Annotated in this window: 18 protein-coding genes and 1 riboswitch; of the genes, 8 read left to right on the forward strand and 10 right to left on the reverse strand. The window is 59.5% G+C overall.

Annotated features, from left to right (window positions below; all coding sequences use genetic code 11):
- Positions 1–222: 222 nt before the first annotated feature.
- A complete protein-coding gene (locus JIF53_RS16990) occupies positions 223–876 on the reverse strand; it encodes a peroxiredoxin (protein ID WP_011783808.1) in 654 nt (217 codons plus the stop codon).
- Positions 877–1,060: 184 nt separating this feature from the next.
- Positions 1,061–2,422 (reverse strand): alanine/glycine:cation symporter family protein, encoded by a 1,362-nt coding sequence (locus tag JIF53_RS16995; RefSeq protein WP_199453527.1) that lies wholly within the window; start codon positions 2,420–2,422, stop codon positions 1,061–1,063.
- Between the two features lie 198 nt (positions 2,423–2,620).
- Here JIF53_RS16995 and JIF53_RS17000 point away from each other — a divergent pair, with 198 nt between their 5' ends.
- Together JIF53_RS17000 and fghA are read left to right on the forward strand one after the other, a co-directional pair.
- Positions 2,621–3,052 (forward strand): CBS domain-containing protein, encoded by a 432-nt coding sequence (locus JIF53_RS17000; protein ID WP_199453529.1) that lies wholly within the window; start codon positions 2,621–2,623, stop codon positions 3,050–3,052.
- Between the two features lie 33 nt (positions 3,053–3,085).
- Positions 3,086–3,931: an S-formylglutathione hydrolase gene (gene fghA, locus JIF53_RS17005; protein WP_199453531.1), complete on the forward strand. Its 846-nt coding sequence runs from the start codon at positions 3,086–3,088 to the stop codon at positions 3,929–3,931.
- 1 nt (position 3,932) lies between these two features.
- Here fghA and JIF53_RS17010 read toward each other — a convergent pair whose 3' ends face one another.
- On the reverse strand, positions 3,933–5,060 hold the full coding sequence (locus JIF53_RS17010; protein ID WP_199453533.1) for an HD-GYP domain-containing protein: 1,128 nt from the start codon (positions 5,058–5,060) through the stop codon (positions 3,933–3,935).
- 249 nt (positions 5,061–5,309) lie between these two features.
- Between JIF53_RS17010 and JIF53_RS17015 the strand changes: the two genes are divergently transcribed.
- A complete protein-coding gene (locus JIF53_RS17015; protein ID WP_199453535.1) occupies positions 5,310–6,329 on the forward strand; it encodes a GGDEF domain-containing protein in 1,020 nt (339 codons plus the stop codon).
- On the opposite strand, the gene JIF53_RS17020 is transcribed toward JIF53_RS17015, so the two are convergent.
- The gene (locus JIF53_RS17020; RefSeq protein ID WP_199453728.1) at positions 6,290–7,726 is read right to left on the reverse strand and encodes an MATE family efflux transporter; all 1,437 of its coding nucleotides are present in this window, start codon (positions 7,724–7,726) and stop codon (positions 6,290–6,292) included. The genes JIF53_RS17015 and JIF53_RS17020 overlap by 40 nt on opposite strands.
- Before the next feature lie 168 nt (positions 7,727–7,894).
- Between JIF53_RS17020 and JIF53_RS17025 the strand changes: the two genes are divergently transcribed.
- Together JIF53_RS17025 and JIF53_RS17030 are read left to right on the forward strand one after the other, a co-directional pair.
- Complete coding sequence (locus JIF53_RS17025; RefSeq protein WP_199453537.1) at positions 7,895–8,767, forward strand: carboxylate/amino acid/amine transporter; 873 nt, start codon at positions 7,895–7,897, stop codon at positions 8,765–8,767.
- 410 nt (positions 8,768–9,177) lie between these two features.
- Positions 9,178–10,572 carry a sodium-dependent transporter gene (locus tag JIF53_RS17030; RefSeq protein WP_199453539.1) on the forward strand — a complete coding sequence of 465 codons (1,395 nt, stop codon included), beginning with the start codon at positions 9,178–9,180 and terminating at the stop codon, positions 10,570–10,572.
- Positions 10,573–10,648: 76 nt separating this feature from the next.
- On the opposite strand, the gene JIF53_RS17035 is transcribed toward JIF53_RS17030, so the two are convergent.
- The 4 genes from JIF53_RS17035 to JIF53_RS17050 all read right to left on the reverse strand — a co-directional run bounded on the left by JIF53_RS17035 (position 10,649) and on the right by JIF53_RS17050 (position 14,585).
- Positions 10,649–11,272 (reverse strand): hypothetical protein, encoded by a 624-nt coding sequence (locus tag JIF53_RS17035; protein ID WP_199453541.1) that lies wholly within the window; start codon positions 11,270–11,272, stop codon positions 10,649–10,651.
- A gap of 83 nt (positions 11,273–11,355) precedes the next feature.
- Positions 11,356–11,934 (reverse strand): QsdR family transcriptional regulator, encoded by a 579-nt coding sequence (locus JIF53_RS17040; protein WP_011783819.1) that lies wholly within the window; start codon positions 11,932–11,934, stop codon positions 11,356–11,358.
- A gap of 61 nt (positions 11,935–11,995) precedes the next feature.
- Positions 11,996–12,718 carry a 3'-5' exonuclease gene (locus JIF53_RS17045; RefSeq protein ID WP_199453544.1) on the reverse strand — a complete coding sequence of 241 codons (723 nt, stop codon included), beginning with the start codon at positions 12,716–12,718 and terminating at the stop codon, positions 11,996–11,998.
- Positions 12,711–14,585 carry a putative nucleotidyltransferase substrate binding domain-containing protein gene (locus JIF53_RS17050; protein ID WP_199453546.1) on the reverse strand — a complete coding sequence of 625 codons (1,875 nt, stop codon included), beginning with the start codon at positions 14,583–14,585 and terminating at the stop codon, positions 12,711–12,713. The genes JIF53_RS17045 and JIF53_RS17050 overlap by 8 nt, the downstream gene beginning before the upstream one ends.
- Before the next feature lie 140 nt (positions 14,586–14,725).
- Between JIF53_RS17050 and cobU the strand changes: the two genes are divergently transcribed.
- Complete coding sequence (gene cobU / locus JIF53_RS17055; protein ID WP_199453548.1) at positions 14,726–15,256, forward strand: bifunctional adenosylcobinamide kinase/adenosylcobinamide-phosphate guanylyltransferase; 531 nt, start codon at positions 14,726–14,728, stop codon at positions 15,254–15,256.
- Here cobU and JIF53_RS17060 read toward each other — a convergent pair.
- Both JIF53_RS17060 and cobT read right to left on the reverse strand, forming a co-directional pair.
- The gene (locus tag JIF53_RS17060) at positions 15,240–15,839 is read right to left on the reverse strand and encodes a histidine phosphatase family protein (protein ID WP_199453550.1); all 600 of its coding nucleotides are present in this window, start codon (positions 15,837–15,839) and stop codon (positions 15,240–15,242) included. The genes cobU and JIF53_RS17060 overlap by 17 nt on opposite strands.
- A gap of 4 nt (positions 15,840–15,843) precedes the next feature.
- Complete coding sequence (cobT, locus tag JIF53_RS17065) at positions 15,844–16,896, reverse strand: nicotinate-nucleotide--dimethylbenzimidazole phosphoribosyltransferase (RefSeq protein ID WP_413231209.1); 1,053 nt, start codon at positions 16,894–16,896, stop codon at positions 15,844–15,846.
- A gap of 120 nt (positions 16,897–17,016) precedes the next feature.
- Between cobT and cbiB the strand changes: the two genes are divergently transcribed.
- Both cbiB and cobD read left to right on the forward strand, forming a co-directional pair.
- Complete coding sequence (gene cbiB, locus JIF53_RS17070; protein WP_199453554.1) at positions 17,017–17,976, forward strand: adenosylcobinamide-phosphate synthase CbiB; 960 nt, start codon at positions 17,017–17,019, stop codon at positions 17,974–17,976.
- Positions 17,973–19,037, forward strand: a complete 1,065-nt coding sequence (cobD, locus tag JIF53_RS17075; protein ID WP_199453556.1) for a threonine-phosphate decarboxylase CobD — start codon at positions 17,973–17,975, stop codon at positions 19,035–19,037. The genes cbiB and cobD overlap by 4 nt, the downstream gene beginning before the upstream one ends.
- Positions 19,038–19,061: 24 nt before the next feature.
- Positions 19,062–19,271, forward strand: a riboswitch (cobalamin riboswitch).
- Positions 19,272–19,298 lie beyond the last annotated feature (27 nt).

Below are 19,298 nucleotides of genomic sequence, written 5' to 3' on the forward strand. Positions count from 1 at the left end.
CAAATTCAGTGAATCCACAAACGCATCAATGACGCGAACCGGGTGATCTTCGGGGACATAATCTTCAACGCTGGGTGGGAGCAACAGCGCCTGACTTCGAGGGGTGCCTTCAAGATGCCTCATAAAAAATAACCGCGAGCCATGTCGCGGTTATTTTGCCAGCTTCGGAGGCTGTTTTCACACAGCCTCCATTTGGCTGCCCTTTTTGTTTGTGGCGGTGGATCAGTCACCACTCCAGTTAGCACGTGGGTCTGGTGTCATCCGCAGGTAGGACTTCACGGCTTTGTAGCCTTTCGGGAAGCGCTTTTTGATCTCATCTTCATCCTGCAGTGACGGCACAATCACCACATCACTGCCACTCTCCCAGTTGCCGGGTGTGGCCACGCGGTGTTCGTCGGTCAGTTGCAGGGAATCGATTACCCGCAGCACTTCATTGAAGTTACGACCGGTGGATGCCGGATAGGTGATGATCAGTCGAACCTTCTTGTTCGGGTCGATGATAAACAGCGAACGCACGGTCAGGCTGTCGTTGGCGTTCGGGTGGATCATGTCGTACTTCTCGGACACCTGGCGGTCGTGGTCCGCAATGATCGGGAAGTTGACCGTGCAGCCCTGAGTCTCGTTGATGTCCTTGATCCAGTCGTGGTGAGAATCGACCGGGTCGACACTCAGGGCAATGGCCTTGACGTTACGTTTGGCAAATTCGTCTTTGAGCTTGGCAGTCAGGCCCAGCTCGGTGGTGCACACCGGGGTGAAGTCGGCCGGGTGGGAAAACAGCACGCCCCAGCCATTGCCCAGCCACTCGTGAAAGCGAATGCGGCCCTCGGTGGAATCCTGTTCAAAATCGGGTGCAGTATCTCCAAGACGCAGACTCATACTTACTCTCCTTCGACACGGTTGTTGGCAAATTCGTGTATTGCGCCGGCGTTGCCCGCCGTTGTTGTCTGATCAGTGTATACGAGTAACTGTGGTGATGGATGCGCCAGTTACAAGGGGGACTTGATCTGGCGCATCCAACGGTTCGCTCACATCCTTGTGAGCGTCTTGCATAGACAGGGTATTACTCCACGCCCAGAGCCTTCTGCTTGTCGAAGTGCTCCCGGGTCAGTTTGAACACTACCGGGCTCAACAGCAGCAGGGCGATCAGGTTGGGCAGTGCCATCATGGCGTTCAGGGTATCGGCCACCAGCCAGATAAAGCCCAGGTTGATGGTGGCGCCCACCGGAATGGCCACAATCCACAGTACCCGGTAAGGCAGAATGGCCTTCACACCGAACAGGAATTCAATACAGCGCTCGCCGTAGAAAGACCAGCCAATGATGGTGGTGAACGCGAAGATCGCCAGGGCAATTGCCACCACGTAGTTGCCAAAGCCCGGCAGGCCGGTTTCAAAGGCCAGGGAAGTCAGTGCCGCGCCGGTTTCGCCGGACGTCCAGGCACCGGAGGTGATGATCACCAGGCCGGTGATGGAACACACGATAATGGTGTCGATGAAGGTGCCCAGCATGGCCACCATGCCCTGCTTGACCGGGTTCTTGGTTTGCGCTGCCGCGTGGGCGATGGGGGCCGAGCCCAGGCCGGCTTCGTTGGAGAAGATACCCCGGGCCACACCAAAGCGGATGGCAGCCCAGACCGCAGCACCGGCAAACCCGCCCTCGGCCGCGGCCGGGCTGAAGGCATAGCTGAACACCATGCTCACCGCTTCCGGAATCTGGTTGGCGTTAATGGCCAGCACAATCAGGCCAATCAGTACGTAAGACACGGCCATGAAGGGCACCAATGCGCTGGCTACCTGGCCGATACGCTTGATGCCGCCAATCAGTACCATGCCCACCAGTACCATCAGGATCACACCGGTTACCCAGTGGGGCAGGCCAAAATTGGTTTCCAGCACATCGGCGACGGAGTTGGCCTGAACCGTGTTACCGATGCCAAAGGCGGCCACAGAGGCAAACACCGCAAACAGGATGCCTAGCCAGGCCCACTTGCTGCCGAGGCCGTTACGGATGTAATACATGGGGCCGCCCACGTGGTTGCCGCGCTCGTCCACTTCCCGGAAGCGAACCGCCAGCACCGCCTCGGAGTATTTGGTGGCCATGCCCACCAGGGCTGTGAGCCACATCCAGAACAGCGCACCAGGGCCGCCCAGGAAGACTGCGGTGGCAACGCCGGCAATATTACCGGTACCCACGGTGGCAGACAGCGCGGTCATCAGGGCCTGGAACGGGGGAATGTCACCGTCGTCCTCGTCACCGCGGGCCCGGCCGCTCCACATCAGGCGGAAACCGGCCCCCAGTTTCATGATCGGCATCAATTTCAGGCCGATACTCAGAAACAGGCCGACGCCCAGGATCATCACCAGCATGGGAGGGCCCCATACCAGTCCGTTGATTTCACTTACAAAATTGGAAATGGCTTCCATGGGTTCTCCCACTGTTTACCACGGATGAATCAGGATTATTGAGCCCTGAAAGGGCATAACCCATTGAGTTTAGTCGACAATTATCCGATGTAAACCGTTTTCATAACGCCGGTTTTTCATTTCGGTGTGCTTTGCCTATGTTTAGAGTATGGAAGTGCTCAATCGGGCACCGTTATTCTGTCTGAAAGGAAGTTGTCGATGCGCTCATTGAAAATATCTGAAGTGATGTGGAACCACATTGAACCGATACGCTGTGGTACGCCGGTCACCAGGGTGGTGAAAGCCCTGCTGGCCAATCACGTCACCGGTTTGCCGGTGGTGGATGATCATCGCCGTGTGCTGGGCTTTGTCTCGGAACAGGACTGTATACACTCGCTGCTGGTCAGCAACTACCACCACGAAGGTGATCCCCTTGTGGATGACGTGATGTTCCGGCAGCCGATGACGGTATCGCCGGACATGTCGGTGGTGGATCTGGCCCAGAATCTGGGGGCTGGAAAGCCAAAAGTGTACCCGGTGGTTGATCATGGCAAACTGGTTGGTATCGTAACGCGTACTGCCATTCTGGCGGAATTTGCCAAGTCCGGTTTCAGCATCGACAAACCCAGCTATGCCGGGGCTGAGGACTGATCGCTAACCACATCTTTGACTCCGGGGGGATCTATGGACCTGTTATCCACCAACGTCTGTTTCGATGGCGAACACCGCCGCTATCGCCATACCTCCGCTACCCTGGAGTGCGACATGGAATTTGCGGTGTTTCTTCCTCCTGCGGCGCTGGGTGCTCAGGCCAAAGAGGTGCCGGTGCTGTACTGGTTGTCGGGCCTCACCTGCACCGATCAGAATTTCATGCAGAAAGCCGGCGCCCAGAAACTCGCTGCAAAGCTGGGCCTGGCCATTGTCTGCCCGGATACCAGCCCCCGTGGCGTAAATCTGCCCGGCGAGGATGACAGCTATGATTTTGGCTCCGGAGCCGGATTCTATGTGAACGCGACCCAGCAGCCCTGGGCGCCGCATTACCGGATGTATGACTATGTGGTCAAGGAGCTGCCGCAGCTGGTGGAAAACGAATTGCCGCTGAATGGTGAACGTTCGGTCAGTGGCCATTCCATGGGCGGGCACGGGGCTCTGATTGCGGCTTTGAAGAACCCGGGGTATTACAGGTCGGTATCGGCCTTTGCTCCAATTGCCAACCCGATGGCTTGCCCCTGGGGCCAGAAGGCGTTTAGCGGATACCTGGGTGACGATCAGTCGGCGTGGGAAGCCTGGGATGCCACCATGTTGATTCCGACGGCAAAGGAACGGCTGCCGCTACTGGTGGACCAGGGTACGGCCGATGAGTTTCTGGACAGCCAGCTGAATCCGGATGCCCTGGCCGATGTGTGTGAGAAGTTTCATCATCACCTGAACCTGCGTATGCATCGGGGCTATGACCACAGCTACTTCTTTATCGCCTCGTTCATTGACGATCACCTGAACCATCATGCCCGGGCGCTGGGGCTGACCTGAGTCAGGAGCGGAAGCCCCAGAGCATGCTGAAATCCATGGTTGGCATGATCTCGGGCTCTTCCGGCGCGCGCACGTTGTATTCCAGCAGGCTGGTATCGCGCTCAAAGGTGCCGCTGTAGCGGTTGCCTCGGGGGCCGAATATCGCCTTCACGAAAGGTCCCCGGGTTCGATCAGCCCGGCGTGTGACCACCCCCACCTCGTTATTCACCAGCCGGACCAGCATGCCCGGGGGGTGATCGCCCAGTACCTGCAGCAATGAACGCGGAATGGCCGGCCGGAACTTGCCATCTGCCAGGGTGGCGATGAGTTTGCGGGCCTCGGTGATGTTCATACGATTGCGGTAGGCCCGTTTGGTAATCATCGCCACATAGCGTTCAGACAGCGCCAGAATTTCCGCTTCCGGCAGGATTTCCCCGCCACTGAGGCCCTCCGGATAACCTGAACCATCCGCCTGTTCGTGGTGCTGGGCAACAATCCGGAGCAGCAGCTTGTTGCTTATGCCGGCAGACTTCAGTGCGTCGATACTGCGCAGGGGGTGCTTGCGAATCACCGCGCGCTGGTCGTCCGTGAGCACCTTATTGGAGGCGTTGAGTTGGTCTGCCACAGGCACCAGCGCGAGGTTGGCGGTGAGCGCGGCGGCGGTGAGCACGGTGGCCCGCTTTTCCTCCAGCCCGAACTGGCGTGCGATGAAATGGCACAGGATGCCGTAGAACAGGATCTGTTCATGGATAGTGGGGCCGATGGAATACAGGTGCACCAGTGCCAGGCTGGCGTCGGGTGCCTCCTGGCAGGTTTTATCCAGCATTCGGCACAGCCCCAGCAGGCGTTTCTGGGCGGTGGGATCTTCCGAGGTAATGGCGTTGAGTGTGACTTCCAGCGTGGTCAGCAAGTCACCGTATTCTGCAAACGGATTCCGCTGGCGCAGGTCTTCAAAGGTTTCCTCTTTCGGCCGCTCGATCTTTCGGGGCTTGAAGCGCCCTCTTTCAAACAGCTGCTCGAGCTGGCTGTTGGTCTGAATCACATAGCCCTGACGCAGAAGAATATTGCCTTCTGAGTCGAAAACATCCCAGGGCAGTGGCTTGCCTATGGTGAGTGCCCCGGGGGCTATTCTTATCAGTGAGTTAGACACAATGTTCCTGAATCTGCAGCCGGTGCGCGATAGTATGACTGGCCAATAGGTTTGAAGCTAATGATCGTTGCCTGGACGATTATAAAGTGGATTACATTGGAATATTAGAGAAAAGCAAAGCGTGATGCAGGTCACGTTATGTCGCCTTTGGTGGTAGATTTGTTAAGAATCGTTGCCCTGGAACGACCGTTTGAAAAGCTTGCGCTATTCTTGGATGCTAAATAAGACTTTTGTCGGATCCAGGGCTGCATGTTTCACCGTCTGAAAAACGATTTTCGTTTATCCATCATTACCTTGCTGGGCATCAGCGGGCTGGTGGGCATCACGCCGTTTGCGGTGCTGCGGTTTATGCAGGGAAACCTGTTGGCGGGTGTGGTGGATAGCGTGATCCTGGGCGGCATTGCGACGAGTATGGCTTATGCCTGGTTAACGGGAGATACCCGCAGGACGGGCCTGGTCATGGCAATTATTTCATCCTACGGTGCTGTGGTAGTGGGCAGCATCGTGGGTGATCCGGGGTTGTTCTGGTTGTACCCCTGCCTGGTCACTTCTTTCTTCCTGGTTGGTCCGAGAATCGCCGTGGGTATCAACCTGTCCGCTATCCTGGCGATGATGGTGGTAGGGCTGGCATTCAGTAGCCAGGAGCAGATGTGGTCGTTTTCTTCGACCGCCGTTGTGGTCAGTGCCTGTGCTTATGTCTTTGCTCATCGCAACCACAGCCAGCGCAGGCGCCTGGAGCAACTGGCCACCATTGACCCGCTGACCGGCGTAAAGAACCGCCGTTCCATGGATGAAGAGCTGGATGTGGCCGCTGCCAATGCCGAGCGTTCCGGCCTGCCCTACGCTCTGGTGTTGCTGGACCTTGATCACTTCAAGAAGATCAATGACGAATATGGCCACGGCGTGGGCGACGATGTGCTCACCGAGCTGGTGGCCCTGCTGGAGAGCAATACCCGCCGTTCCGATCAGTTGTTCCGATATGGCGGTGAGGAGTTTGTATTGCTGCTGCCAGGCGTTGATGGCGTGAATCTGCGTGCGGTGATGAACAATCTTCAGCAGGTGCTCCGAAAATACATGAAACACCCCGGCGGGCCGGTAACCGCGTCATTCGGCGTGGCCCTGCTGGGCCATGGCGAAAGTGTGGAAAGCTGGCTGGCCCGGGCCGATAACGCGCTGTACACCGCCAAGGAATCCGGGCGCGACCGGATTGTCTATGCCGAGGATATTGGTCAGCCCATGCCAGAGCCGGTGCCCACGGCTGCGGGTTGATTGTTTTCATCAACCGGTGGTGGCTGAAAACGAAACAGGCGCCAGCCAAGTAACAGGCTGGCGGAGGTCAGTCCGGCGGTCAGTCCTACCCAGAAGCCTGCAGCGCCCAGCGCCGGCCACAGCCAGTCGGTAAATGTCAGTACATACCCCAGCGGCAGGCCCACCCCCCAGAACGAAAACAGCATGATAAACATGGGAATGCGCGTGTCCTTGTAGCCGCGCAGGGCGCTGATGCAGGTTACCTGGATAACATCGGCAATCTGGAACATGGCGGCGAAGGTGAGCAGCCGAATGGTGACGGCCTGAACCTCGGCATCGCCGGAATACAGGCTGGCAATGGCGCCGGAGAACACGAACAGCAGGGTGGCAAACAGCAGCGCGATGGCCGAGGCCAGAATCAGCGAACTGCGGGAGATCAGCCGGGCGGAATCCGGGGCCCGCGCACCTACCAGAAAGCTCACCCGCAGGGTCAGCGCCATGCCGATGCTCAGCGGCAGCATGAACAGCAGCGACACCACATTCAGGGCAATCTGATGCCCGGCGACCACCACTGGCCCCAGCGGCGCCAGGAACAGTGCAATTATCGCAAACATGCTGGCTTCCACGAAGATGGTGAAGCCGATGGGCACGCCGATGCGCAGGATGTAGCGAATGCCGGCCAAGTCGGGCTTGACCCAATCGGCAATCAGATGAAACTGGCGGAAGGTCTCGCTGCGGTTCAGGTAGATCAGCATGGCGATGGCGGCGACACCGTTGGAGATGGATGTGGCCCAGCCACAGCCAACGCCGCCCATGGCGGGAAGCCCGAGTTTGCCGTAAATGAAGATGTAGTTCAGAGGCAAATTAATCAGGGTGCTGAGAACGGAAAACGCCATGATCACCCGGGTATGTCCCAGACCGTCGGTCAGGCCCCGGAGGGCGTTAATCAGCAACAGGGCGGGTATGCCCCAGGCAAAGGCGTCCAGATAACCCTGGGTGATGCCGGCGGTGTGCGGGTCGAGTTTCAGCAGGGCCAGGATGGGGTGGACATTGGTCAGCAACAGCGCCATCACCACGGTGCCGGCCGCCGCAATGTAGATGCCTTGCCAGGTGGCGGGCATGATCTTTTGGGTGGTGCGGGCACCGTTGTAGCCGGAAATGATCGGTTGCAAGGCGCCGAGCATACCCATGAAAAACAGGAAAAGCGGCATCCACAGGCTGCTGCCGATACCCACGGCCGCGAGATCTTCGGCACTGGCGTGGCCGGCCATCACGGTATCGATCACACCATTGGCCATCTGCGCCACCTGGGCAATCAGAATCGGGCCGCCCAGAATAGCCAGGGTTTTCCACTCGGCCAGCATGCGCTGAATCAGCGGCTGGCGGGCTTCGGGTAGTGGCTGATGGGTTTCGTCCATGGCGCTCTGGTCTTTCGGGAGTTGTAGCGTGGCACTGGTACAGGACCGGCCATGGTACCTCAACCGGCAGACTCCCGCTTATAGGGGTTTCCCCGCCTGCCACCGCTGCAAAACCCACCGTAAAGCAGTAAAGTAGGCGCCCGGCATACAACAGGGGTGATGCAATCAATGGTCTTACTGGTTCTGGTTACCGTGCTCTGGGCATTTTCGTTCAGCCTGATCGGCGAATTCCTGGCTGGCCGGGTAGATAGCGACTTCGCGGTATTGAGCCGGGTCTTGCTGGCAGCCCTGGTGTTCCTGCCGTTTACCCGCTGGCGCGGCGTTCCCTCCGGGATGAAGCTGGGCATACTGGTGACCGGTATGCTGCAGTTCGGCATCACCTATCTGTGCCTGTATCGCTCGTTCAGTTACCTGACGGTGCCGGAAGTGTTGCTGTTCACCATTTTTACCCCCCTGTACGTAACCCTGGTGGATGATGCCCTGGCCCGCCGGTTTTCGCCGGTGGCCTTGCTGGCCGCGGCCATTGCCACACTGGGGGCCGGTATTATTCGATATGATGGCCTCAGTGAGGATTTCATTACCGGGTTCCTGTTGCTGCAGGTGGCCAACTTCACCTTCGCCGCCGGGCAGGTAGGCTACAAGCACGTGATGCAACGTTATCCTCTGGCGCTGCCGGGGTATCGCACCTTCGGTTATTTCTTCTTTGGCGCCTTGATTATCGCGCTGCCCTCTTTCCTGATTTTCGGTAATCCGGACAAGTTGCCCTCAACGCCCTTGCAGTGGGGCATTCTTGCCTGGCTGGGCCTGGCGGCGTCCGGTCTGGGCCTGTACCTGTGGAATCGCGGTGCCTGTAAGGTGGATGCCGGCACCCTGGCGGTGATGAACAATGCGCTGGTGCCCGCCGGCCTGCTGGTCAATCTGCTGATCTGGAACCGCGACGCAGATCTACTGCGCCTGGCCGTCGGTGGCGTGGTGATCGGGTTCTCTCTGTGGGTGAATGCTCGCTATCACCCCAGGGCAAAGCTGGCTGCATCTGACTGAGTGACCTGCATTTTTTCTAAAGCGTCGTGGCCTGTTGTCGTTGCACGAGTAGGACACGGCGTAACTCATTCGCTATTTCATTGATATATCTATAACTAAGCTGTCGCCGTTAAATTTTATCGGGCCAATGGACCCGGTAGTCGACGGTACGCATCCACGAGGTAGTTAAAGATTTTCGTGTCTAGGTGGCAGGCGGTCCGAAAGACCTGATTGTCCGATTTGTCAGTAAAACCCGCTGATTAGCATTCCCGGGCCGCGCCGGGGACGATGAATTGTCCCGGCGCTCGCCCCTCAGCACTGGCATCATGCCGCCAGTGCTGGCAGAATCCCGCCCCAATAGCCTGCACGCCGTGTGCCGGGCGATCTGACAATTCGTATTTTCCTCAGCCAAAAGCACAGGAAGCAAACACATGAATCAGTCCAACTCCGCAGCAGACAGCGGGAACGGGGCTCGCGGACTCTGGTCTTCCAAGTTCGCGTTTATTCTGGCAGCCACCGGTTCCGCGGTTGGTCTCGGTAATATCTGGAAGTTCCCCTATGTCACCGGCGAGAACGGCGGTGGTGCCTTCGTTCTGGTGTACCTGCTCTGTATTGCCATCATCGGTATTCCTATCATGATGGCGGAAGTGTTTATCGGCCGGAATGGTCGTCATAACCCCATTACCAGTTTTCGGCTGGTGGCGGAGCGCAACCTGGCGTCGCCGGCCTGGCGAGTCTCGGCCATTGTCGGCATGCTGGCTGCATTTATCATTCTGTCGTTCTACTCGGTCATCGGTGGCTGGGCGGCCTCCTACATTGGCCACGCGGCCATGGGCGATTTCACCGGTGGTACTGCAGAATCTGTGGGCGAGCTGTTCGGTGGTCTGCTGGGCAGCCCGATTCAGCTGTTGGCCTGGCATACGGTGTTCATGGCGCTGGTGGTGCTGGTGGTTTCCCGGGGCTTGAAAGGCGGCCTGGAGCGCGCAGTCACCATCCTGATGCCGGCGCTGTTCCTGTTGCTGTTGCTGGTGGTTGGTTATGCGACGACGACCGGCCATTTCGGCGAGGCGGTTAGTTTCCTGTTCACCCCGAATTTTGAGGCATTGACGGTCAAAGGCGTACTGGTTGCCCTGGGGCACGCCTTCTTCACACTGAGCCTGGGTATGGCCATCATGATGGCTTACGGTTCCTACCTGGGCCGTGATGTCTCCATCGGCCGAACTGCCGTCAGTGTGGCGATCATGGATACTGTGGTGGCACTGCTGGCGGGTCTGGCCATTTTCCCGGTGGTGTTTGCCAACGGCCTGGAAGCCGGTGCCGGCCCCGGTCTGATCTTCCAGACCCTGCCCCTGGCGTTCGGTAACATGCCGATGGGCAGCCTGTTCGGCACCCTGTTCTTCGTTCTGTTGCTGTTTGCTGCCTGGACCTCTGGCATTTCCCTGCTGGAGCCGGTGGTTGAGTGGGTTGAAGAGAAAACCAGCCTGGCCCGCACCGGCAGCGCTATTCTGGTGGGCGTGCTGTGCTGGGCGCTGGGCATTGTTTCCATTCTGTCCCTGAACGTCTGGTCTGATGTGACGCCGCTGGGCATGTTCGCCGCCTTTGAAGGCAAGACGGTGTTCGACCTGCTGGACTACTTCACCGCCAACATCATGCTGCCACTGTCTGGCCTGCTGACCGCCATTTTTGTGGGCTGGTTTGTGGCCAAGGAATCGCTGAAGAGCGACCTGGCCCTGCAGGGTGGCGCGTTCAGCCTGTGGTACAACCTGATCCGGTTTGTGACCCCGATTGCCGTGGCGATCGTGTTTGTTTACAACCTGACGGCCTGATTGCCTCGCTGCTCAGGCAGCAAAAAGAAACCCCGGTGCTGGCGACAGTACCGGGGTTTTGTTTTTGGGGAGCGTGTTATTCGTAGTCGCTCTCGTCCTGCTCCATCACAGCCTTGAGGCGTTCTACGTGGGGCCTGACAGCACGTTTGTCGGCATCGCTCACTTGCTTCGCCGCACTGGATGCGCTTTTGACGGTCACCATCATCTGTTCCATCATTTCGCGCATCTGGGCTTTGGCGGCTTCGGGCATGTCGGGATTGTTTTCCATCTCGGCAATGGCGCGCTCCATTTCCGCGATATCCGGAGCCATGTCGGGCTGGGCTTCCATTTCAATGGCAAACCAGGCGCTGACGATGCGGTCGCCTTTGCGGGCCCAGGCTTCCGGGCTGGAGAATCCGAAGTCATCGACCAGGTCGTCCAGGTCATCGTACATTTCGTGCCCTTTCACTTCGTCCACCATCGAGGACATCATCCGGGCGAAATCCACTTCTCGCTCATCGTCGGCTGGATCTTCGATGGATTCGATGAAGTCCTGATGCTTGTCGATCAGGGGCTGCATGGCTTCCATGCTGGTGATGAAGGAAGTGACATCGTCCTCGGTGAGGTTTTCACTGTGCGCTAACGGTGCCAGAGCCAGGCTGAGCAGTAGCAGGCTGGCGTGCAGTACGCTAAGGCGAGGTTGGGTGGTTCGGGGGTTCATGGTGCACTCCTTGCTGATGATTTCCTGTGGATGTCAGCAAAGAGTAATCCCAGGCTGGCCAGGTTTCCAGCGGTATCAGGAGCTCAGACCTTTCCGCCCAGCAAAATGCGCACAGCAGTACAGGCATCCTCAAGCTCTTCATCCCGCGGTTCGCGGCCGCCGATGATGTCGCTGTACAGGCAGGACTCGGCGATTCGTACCATGAAGTAGGACAAGCTCTGGATGTTCATGGGTGGGCTCAGATGGCCGGCGCGCACTTCGTCTTTGAGTAAGCGGGTGTTCACTTCCACGGTGCGGGCGTGCAGCGTGGAGTGGGAGGAAGTGAGCATTTTCAGGGCGTATTCCGGATCCTGGTGCAGGAACTTTCGCAACGGGGCGAAGTGCAGGATGGTCATGTTGATGTGGCGGAACACGCCCACCACGTAGTCGACGCCATGGCCGGGGGTAACGGCTCGGGCTTCTTTGTACAGGGGCTCGTACAGGGACCACAGGATTTCACCAATCAGCAGGTCGCGGTTACCAACCCAGCGGAACAGGGTGGCGCGGCCGATGTGGAGGTCGTCGGCGAGGGCGGCCAGGCTGATTTTTTCTCCTTTTAGCCACATTCTTCTGGCGCGGCGGAAGGCGTCCAGGGGGGTGGTTTTGGCGGTTGGTGTGGTCACTTCGGTCCCTTTGACTGGTTTGGGGACATTTTATCGGTTGCCGGGGCTTGGGGCTATGGCATCACACCCACAGATCGCCAATGGGGGTCTCCGGGCTGAAGTGGTGCAGGATCTGGGCCTGCAGCAGTTCCGCGGTGGCGATGGCGTCGATCAGGGCGTTATGGGAGGCATAGTGGGGCAGGCCGTAGCGGAGCCGGCTGTCGGCGAGGCGGATGGAGATCGGCTTTTTGCCCATCAGTTGCTGCCAGCGGCTGGGATTGCGGTTTGGGTGCAGGTGGGCTTCGATGGCCATGGTGTCGATGACCGGGAAGCGGAGTTGTTCGTTCAGGCGCCATTGCAAGGCAGTATTCAGGAACGGGCGTTCGATGTTGCGGTAGTGCACCACGGGGATTCGGCCGTTGAGGTGTTCGAACAGCGGGTCGAGTACGTCTTCCAGGTCCGGGGCGTTTTCGATTTCGCTGTGGGTAATGCCGTGGATGGTCACAGAGGTTTTGTGCAGAGGCAGTCTGGGGCGAACCACCTGGTGCCAGCATTGGCCGAGCTGGATGCCTGTCAGGGTAAAGGGCACCAGGCCGATGCTGACGATGGAATGCTGGTCGGCTTCCAGGCCAGTGGTTTCGAAGTCCAGGGCCAGTAACGGGACATCCCGGACAGGCGTGTCCGGACTGGGGCAGCCGGCTTCGTAGAAGGCGCGAATTCTGGCGTCTTTCGCCTGTTCGGCGCCTTTGCGGTAGTTCTCTGGCCAATTCTGCTTGCTGTTGCTGCTTTTGATCACGCTAGACATTCCGGGTGGCTCCGGCGTTGTAGCGGAAGCGCAGGAATTTCTGGGCGTTGCTGACGATCTGGAAGGCGTCTTTCAGATGGCTGCGTTCAAACGGCGACAGGTCTTCCGGGCGAACGTTATTGTCTGGGTCGCGGCCCTCTTCGATGGCCAGGGCCTGATGGCGGATACGGACGATGGAGATGAATTCCAGAGCATCCCGCAGGTTGCCGGCGTCGTCGTCCAGCATGAGTTTGGTCTTGGCAATGTCCCGCAGCCGCTCGAACGAGTTCTGGGAGCGGGAACCGCAGGCCAGGGCGTGCACCCGGATGAGGTCAGAAACCGGTGCGGTGCCGCGGCGTTTGAGGTTGAAGGTTTTCTGGTGCTTGCCGTCTTCTTCCAGGACGAAGGTGCGGAAGAAGCCTAGGGGCGGCGTGCGGTTCAGGGCATTGCGGGCCAGGAAGGTAAGGAAGCGCTGGCTGTTGCTGGCCTTGTTCACGATCAGGGTTTTCAGCTGTTCGGCATAGTCAGTTTCGCCGTAGATGCCGTCCAGGTCGAAGAAGATGTTGCTGTTGAGCAGGGCTTCGGCCTTGGGATTGTCGATCCAGTCGGTGAAGTAACCCTTCCACACACTCAGCGGCTGCCGCCATTTCGGGTTGGTGGCCATGATGTCGCCGGTGCAGTAGGTGTAGCCGCATTCAGCCAGGCCGTCTGACACAAATTTGGCCAGGGCCAGGAAGTATTCGTCGTGCTCTTCCGGAATGAAGCTGTCGTCCAGCACCATGGCGTTGTCCTGGTCGGTAACAACCAGTTGTTCATCCCGGGCCATGGAGCCCAGGGCCATGAAGCAATACGGGATGGGTGGCGGGCCGAGTTTTTCTTCGCCCAGTTCCAGCAGGCGCTGGCTGAAACTGCGGCCGATGCCAGCCATGGCGCTGCCGATCATGTGGGAGTTGGCGTCTTCATTCACCATGCGCACGAAGCTGTCGCGCACTTCGCGGCTGATTTTCTTCAGGCCTTTGACGTCGTTCTGGTGGTAGATGTTGCTCACCAGGTACAGGCTGCTCTGGCTTTCGTATTTGACGATGTCGGACAGTGCAATAACGCCACGCACTTCGTGGTCTTCCATCACTGGCAGATGGTGCACGTTATTGTGCAGCATGGTAAGCATGGCTTCGAAGATGTAGCTGCGGGCGCTGATGGTAATCAGCCCTTCGGACATGATCTCGCTGATGGGGGTTTCTGATGGCAGGGCGTTGGTGACCGCCCGGGTGCGTAGATCCCGGTCGGTAATGATGCCCTTAAGCCGGGGTGACTCCCCACTTTCGTCCATCAGCAGCAGGGCCGACACGCCGTTGTCGGTCATGATCCGGGCCGCTTCCTGAAGGCGCACGGTGGTCGGGGCAGAGACCGGCTCCCGGGCAATCAATCGGGTGACCTTGGCGGACATCAGTTCGTTGGATTTGTGCCGGCGCGAGACCGCCGAACGCAGGCGACTGTGGTCTTCAATCTCGACAAAATCCGCGAAGTTCTCGTCGTTTTCCCACAGATACTGGAAGGTCTCGTAGGGGATTTTGTAGATCAGGCAGTCTTCGATGGCTTTGGCGGGGAAGCGCACTTTCTGATTGCGCAGCAGGCCGAACTGGCCAAAGATTTCGCCTTCGCCGATGCGGTTGTAAAGCTCGCCGGAGCGCCGGAAGATTTCCACCGCACCACTACGGATGTAGTGCAACCAGTAGTTCTGCTGGCCCAGCTCAAGGATCTGGGTGCCGGCCCGGTAATAGGCCACTTCGATGCCAGTGACGATGCGGTCGAGCAGTTCTTCGGGCATTTCGTCGAAGGGAGCGTGTTGGGCGATGTGGTTGCGGATGTCGAGCAGCTCGGCCTGCATGGGCTCTCCAGGGTTGATCGATCTTGTTCTAAAGCCGGCGTTGGTTGTGCCGGCTTTCCGGAGTGTGGCCAAACTATAGCAGTTGTCTGCCCGGTTGGTGTACCTTGGCGGCGAGAATGGCGCTGGTTGGAGAAAGGTTTATGGTCAACAAGTTACTGGTAACCGGCGGGATTCGCTCCGGTAAGACCGGGCTGGCTGAGCAGAGGGCCAAAGCGGCCGGTAACGACGTGGTTTATGTGGCGACCGCGACGGCAGGCGATGATGAAATGGCACTGCGTATCCAGCGTCACCAGGAACTGCGGCCGGACCACTGGCAACTTGCTGAAGAGTCGCTGCGCCTGGGTCAGGTATTATCAGAGTATGCCAGCGGCCCGGGAGAACCGCCGTTGCTGTTGGTGGACTGTATGAGCCTGTGGCTGAGCAATCTGCTGTTTGCCGACGGCGCCTTGTTCCAGCCCGAACGGGCGGCCTTTCTGGAGGCGGTTGAGGTCTATCCTGGCTCCCTGGTCATTGTGACCAACGAAGTGGGGCTCGGGACCATCGGCATGGATCCGCTGACCCGTCGCTTTGCGGATGAGCTGGGCTGGCTCAATCAGGCCCTGGCCCAGCGTTGTGATGAGGTGGTGATGGCCGTGGCGGGTTTGCCACTTACCCTCAAGGCTGGTGGCTGATCAGGCTGCGAAACACACCGAATTCGGACTGGTCCACCTGTATCCGGCTGCGGCAGGCGTAAGGCACGGCAAAGCCGGTGAATGATCTCTCCAGCGGAATGCCCAATACATTGGCCAGCACCATGCGGATCACGCCTCCGTGGCAGACCACCAAGACCCGTTTGCCGGCAAGTGTTTGCTGCCATCGATCAAAACCGTCAATAGTGCGCTGGTAGAAATCCGTCACAGCTTCACCGCCGGGGGGGAGGAAGTTGATGGGGTCCTGCCAGAAGTGGTTAAGATGATCCCCATAGCGCTCCTGGATCTGCCCAGCGGTCAACCCTTCCCACTCACCGAAGCCAATCTCCCGCAGATCTTTATCGATATGCAGTGGAATTCTGTGTTCCTCGGCCAGTTGCTGGGCAAAACGCTGGCATCGTTGCATGGGTGAACTGACGATAGCATCCCACTGATCACCCTCGGCGATGGCAGCTATCATCTGTTGCCACCCGGTGTCGCTCAAGGGGTCGTCTTTACTGCCCCGGAACATCTGGCCGCCTTCCGGTTCGCCGTGGCGTATCAGGTCGATTACTGTGGTGGTCATAGGGCTATTCTTCCGCTTTGTCACTGACGCCAGCGTCGGTAAAACTGGCCATCCGGTTATGCAGCGCGCAGGCGGCGCGTAACAGGGGAACGGCAACGGCGGCGCCACTGCCTTCGCCCAGGCGCATGCCAAGATCCAGAAGCGGCGAGGCATCAAGTGCCTCCAGCACGGCAGTGTGGCCGGGTTCGGCTGACCGATGCGCAAACAGAAGCCACTCGCGCGCAGCCGGTTGTTGATGCACAGCCACCAGTGCAGCGACTGAGACAATAAAACCGTCCACCAGAACCGGGATCCGGCGCGCGGAGCAGCCCAGGATGGCGCCGGTCAGTGCGGCTATTTCGAAGCCTCCAAGAGAAGCCAGTACCATCAGCGGATCACGGTCGGGACCATGCCGTTGCAACGCGTTTTCAACCACCCTCGCCTTGCGGGCAACGCCCTCGGAGTTCAGCCCGGTGCCCGGGCCAACGAGGGTGGTGGGCTGCTGCCCCAGCAGGGCACAGGCCAGTGCTGCAGCACTGGTGGTGTTGCCTATGCCCATGTCGCCACCAATAAACAGGCGGCAGCCAACGTTTGCAGCACGCCTGGCGGCTTCGTCGCCACTGGAGAGCGCGGATTCAACCTGGTGAGAGGACATGGCTGGCGAATCTGCCATGTTGGCCGTGGAAGGGGCGATAATCTGATGTATGACGCCCGGTAATTCCGGTACTTCGCCAACGGTACCCAGGTTGACCACTTCCAGACTGGCACCGAGTTCCTCGGCCATCACGCTGATGGCGGCGCCGCCGCTGGCAAAATTGGCGATCATCTGGGCGGTGACAGCCTGAGGAAAGGCGGAAACGCCTTCAGCGCAAACGCCGTGATCGCCGGCAAACACCACCATTCGCACCGGATCAACGCTGGGTCTGTCGGTGCCGTGCAGGCCCGCCAGACTGATGGCGAGCTGTTCCAGCTGCCCGAGAGAGCCGGGTGGCTTTGTGAGCACCTGCTGACGCTCGGCGGCAAGCGCTGTGTGCTGAACCGAGGGCCGTGGGGGAGACGTGAGCCAGCTGTCGGGCAGTGCCATGGCGATGGGTCCTTGTGGGCGGAAAACCGAGGATGGTCTAACCGGGAGGCAAGGCTGTCAAGTTTCGTGACCGGTCGGTTAGACTTGCCGGCAATTGAATCAGGGAGACCGGCTTTGGATACGTTTGTGGTTGCAGTGCTGGTGTGCGGTGCGGCGGTTTTGTTGGACTGGTTGATGGGGGAGCCCCGCCGGTGGCACCCGCTGGTGGGCTTCGGTCGGTGGGCATCCCTGTTGGAACACCGCCTGAATGATCAGCAGTCATTCCCGGCGCACAGCCTCTTGCTGGGGTTGCTGGCGACCCTGGTAGCGGTCATGCCAGTCGTCGTGCTGGCAATTTTGCTGCAATTCCTGCTGGAAGGCTGGCTGTGGCTGCTCACTCAGGTGGCCGGTGCCTGGCTTGCCATTTCATTACGGGGGCTGGCAGAGCATGGTCGGGCGGTGTCGAATGCGTTGGCGTGCGGGGATGGCGCCAGGGCCCGGCTGGCGGTTGGCCGAATTGTCAGTCGGGATGCAGCAGCGTTGAGTGACGAAGGCGTTGCCGCCGCGGCCTCGGAGTCCATGCTGGAAAACGGTGCGGATGCGGTGTTTTCAAGCTTGTTCTGGTATCTGGTCGCTGGCTTGCCCGGACTGGTTTTGCACCGGCTGGTAAACACGCTGGATGCCATGTGGGGCTACCGGACGCCACGATATCTGTATTTCGGACGCTGCGCCGCCAGGCTCGATGATGCTATGAACTGGGTGCCTGCCCGGCTAACTGCCTTGACCTATGCGTTGCTGGGCAATACCCGGCTGGCCGTGAAATGCTGGCGTGAACAGTCCAGGGCCTGGGACAGTCCGAACGCCGGCCCGGTGATGGCAGCAGGAGCGGGCGCGCTCGGTGTCACTCTGGGCGGCCCGGCGCCGTATTCCGGTGGCGTGAAGCAGCGACCGCTGCTGGGCAGCGGGCAAGGCGCCACGGCGCAAACGGTGGAGGGCGCGATTTCCCTGGTTCAGCGCGGCGTGGTGTTGTGGCTGTTGGTGTTGTTGGCCTTGGCCGCAAGTCTGAATGCGTTCTGGTCAGGAGGTATCGGGTGACAGCGTTCGATGGTGCTGATTTGCCGGAGCATGGAGGTCGCCTGAGGGCAGCGGCTCAGCACTGGGGCATTCCTCCGGAACAATGGCTGGATCTCTCCACCGGTATTAATCCTGTGCCCTGGCCGGTTCCGGCAATTCCGGCGGAGGTATGGCAACGGCTGCCGGAGCCGGAGGATGGGCTGGAAGAGATTATCCGTATCTGGGCCGGGGCACCGGAGCGTGCCTGCTGCCTGCCTGTGGCAGGCTCCCAGGCGGCGATCATGGCACTGCCAGCGGTTCGTGCCCGTAAGCATGGTTTCGGTCGGGTGGCCGTGCCCATGCCCGGTTATCGTGAGCATGGTCATGCCTGGCGGCGAGCGGGTTTCGACGTGGTGGCGATTCCTGAACAGGCGACAATGCAAGCGGAGCTGGCATGGTTGGATTCTGTGGATGTAGTAGTCTGGATACAGCCGAATAATCCGACCGGGAAGCTGATGGATCCTGCCCGTTTACGGTTTTGGCACGAGCGGCTGCGCGAGCGTGATGGCTGGCTGGTGCTGGATCAGGCGTTTATTGAGGGCGAGCCGGGCTTCGGCCTGGACCCGTGGACGGGCGCTCCGGGGCTGATCGTGTTGCGCTCACTGGGCAAGTTTTTCGGGCTGGCCGGTCTCCGTGCCGGTGCGGTCCTGGCCGACCCTGGTCTGGCGCGCGAGATGTCGAACGAACTTGGTCCCTGGACGGTCAGCGGTCCGGCCCGGTACCTGATGGCCCGGGCACTGCAAGACCGGGCCTGGCAGGTGGAGGCTCGTGCCAGCCTGCGAACGGCCAGACTGCGCATGGACGGCCTGCTCAGACAATATGGGATGTCGTCCCCCACCGGCACCCTGCTCTTCAGAACGGTTCAACATCCCCGCGCAGCGGACATTGCTGATCAGATGGCTTGCCGCGGCATTCTGGTCAGGCGTTTTGACGCACCCGTAGCCCTGCGCTTCGGTTTGCCGCCGGATGAAACCGGTTGGCAACGGCTGGAGGGTGCGTTGTCTGAATTAACATATCTCATTGACCACCCCCACCCTGGTTGATAGTCTTGCCCGCGATTTCAGGTGCTGTATGCATTTTGTCCAGGCTGGCGATAGTCCGGAGGAGTGCTCGCAGTGAAACGGGAAGCCGGTGACATTCCGGCGCTGCCCCCGCAACGGTAATCAGGTGAAAGGCAATCCAGTACGCCACTGTGCCAATGGCATGGGAAGGTGGTTGCCCCGGAGCATCGGCTCCGCCTGTAAGCCCGGAGACCGGCCTGAAAGGCGGAACCGTGAGTTCCGGACACCAGACGTTGCGGAGGG

This window comes from Marinobacter sp. bablab_jr008, assembly GCF_016464145.1.
Classification (GTDB): domain Bacteria; phylum Pseudomonadota; class Gammaproteobacteria; order Pseudomonadales; family Oleiphilaceae; genus Marinobacter; species Marinobacter nauticus.

What these genes read in the sequence shown, in the direction of transcription:
- JIF53_RS16990 (WP_011783808.1), bottom strand. Translation starts at nt 876, where the DNA reads ATGAGTCTGCGTCTTGGAGATACTGCACCCGATTTTGAACAGGATTCC.
- JIF53_RS16995 (WP_199453527.1), bottom strand. Translation starts at nt 2,422, where the DNA reads ATGGAAGCCATTTCCAATTTTGTAAGTGAAATCAACGGACTGGTATGG.
- JIF53_RS17000 (WP_199453529.1), top strand. Translation starts at nt 2,621, where the DNA reads ATGCGCTCATTGAAAATATCTGAAGTGATGTGGAACCACATTGAACCG.
- fghA (WP_199453531.1), top strand. Translation starts at nt 3,086, where the DNA reads ATGGACCTGTTATCCACCAACGTCTGTTTCGATGGCGAACACCGCCGC.
- JIF53_RS17015 (WP_199453535.1), top strand. Translation starts at nt 5,310, where the DNA reads ATGTTTCACCGTCTGAAAAACGATTTTCGTTTATCCATCATTACCTTG.
- JIF53_RS17020 (WP_199453728.1), bottom strand. Translation starts at nt 7,726, where the DNA reads ATGGACGAAACCCATCAGCCACTACCCGAAGCCCGCCAGCCGCTGATT.
- JIF53_RS17025 (WP_199453537.1), top strand. Translation starts at nt 7,895, where the DNA reads ATGGTCTTACTGGTTCTGGTTACCGTGCTCTGGGCATTTTCGTTCAGC.
- JIF53_RS17030 (WP_199453539.1), top strand. Translation starts at nt 9,178, where the DNA reads ATGAATCAGTCCAACTCCGCAGCAGACAGCGGGAACGGGGCTCGCGGA.
- JIF53_RS17035 (WP_199453541.1), bottom strand. Translation starts at nt 11,272, where the DNA reads ATGAACCCCCGAACCACCCAACCTCGCCTTAGCGTACTGCACGCCAGC.
- JIF53_RS17045 (WP_199453544.1), bottom strand. Translation starts at nt 12,718, where the DNA reads ATGTCTAGCGTGATCAAAAGCAGCAACAGCAAGCAGAATTGGCCAGAG.
- JIF53_RS17050 (WP_199453546.1), bottom strand. Translation starts at nt 14,585, where the DNA reads ATGCAGGCCGAGCTGCTCGACATCCGCAACCACATCGCCCAACACGCT.
- cobU (WP_199453548.1), top strand. Translation starts at nt 14,726, where the DNA reads ATGGTCAACAAGTTACTGGTAACCGGCGGGATTCGCTCCGGTAAGACC.
- JIF53_RS17060 (WP_199453550.1), bottom strand. Translation starts at nt 15,839, where the DNA reads ATGACCACCACAGTAATCGACCTGATACGCCACGGCGAACCGGAAGGC.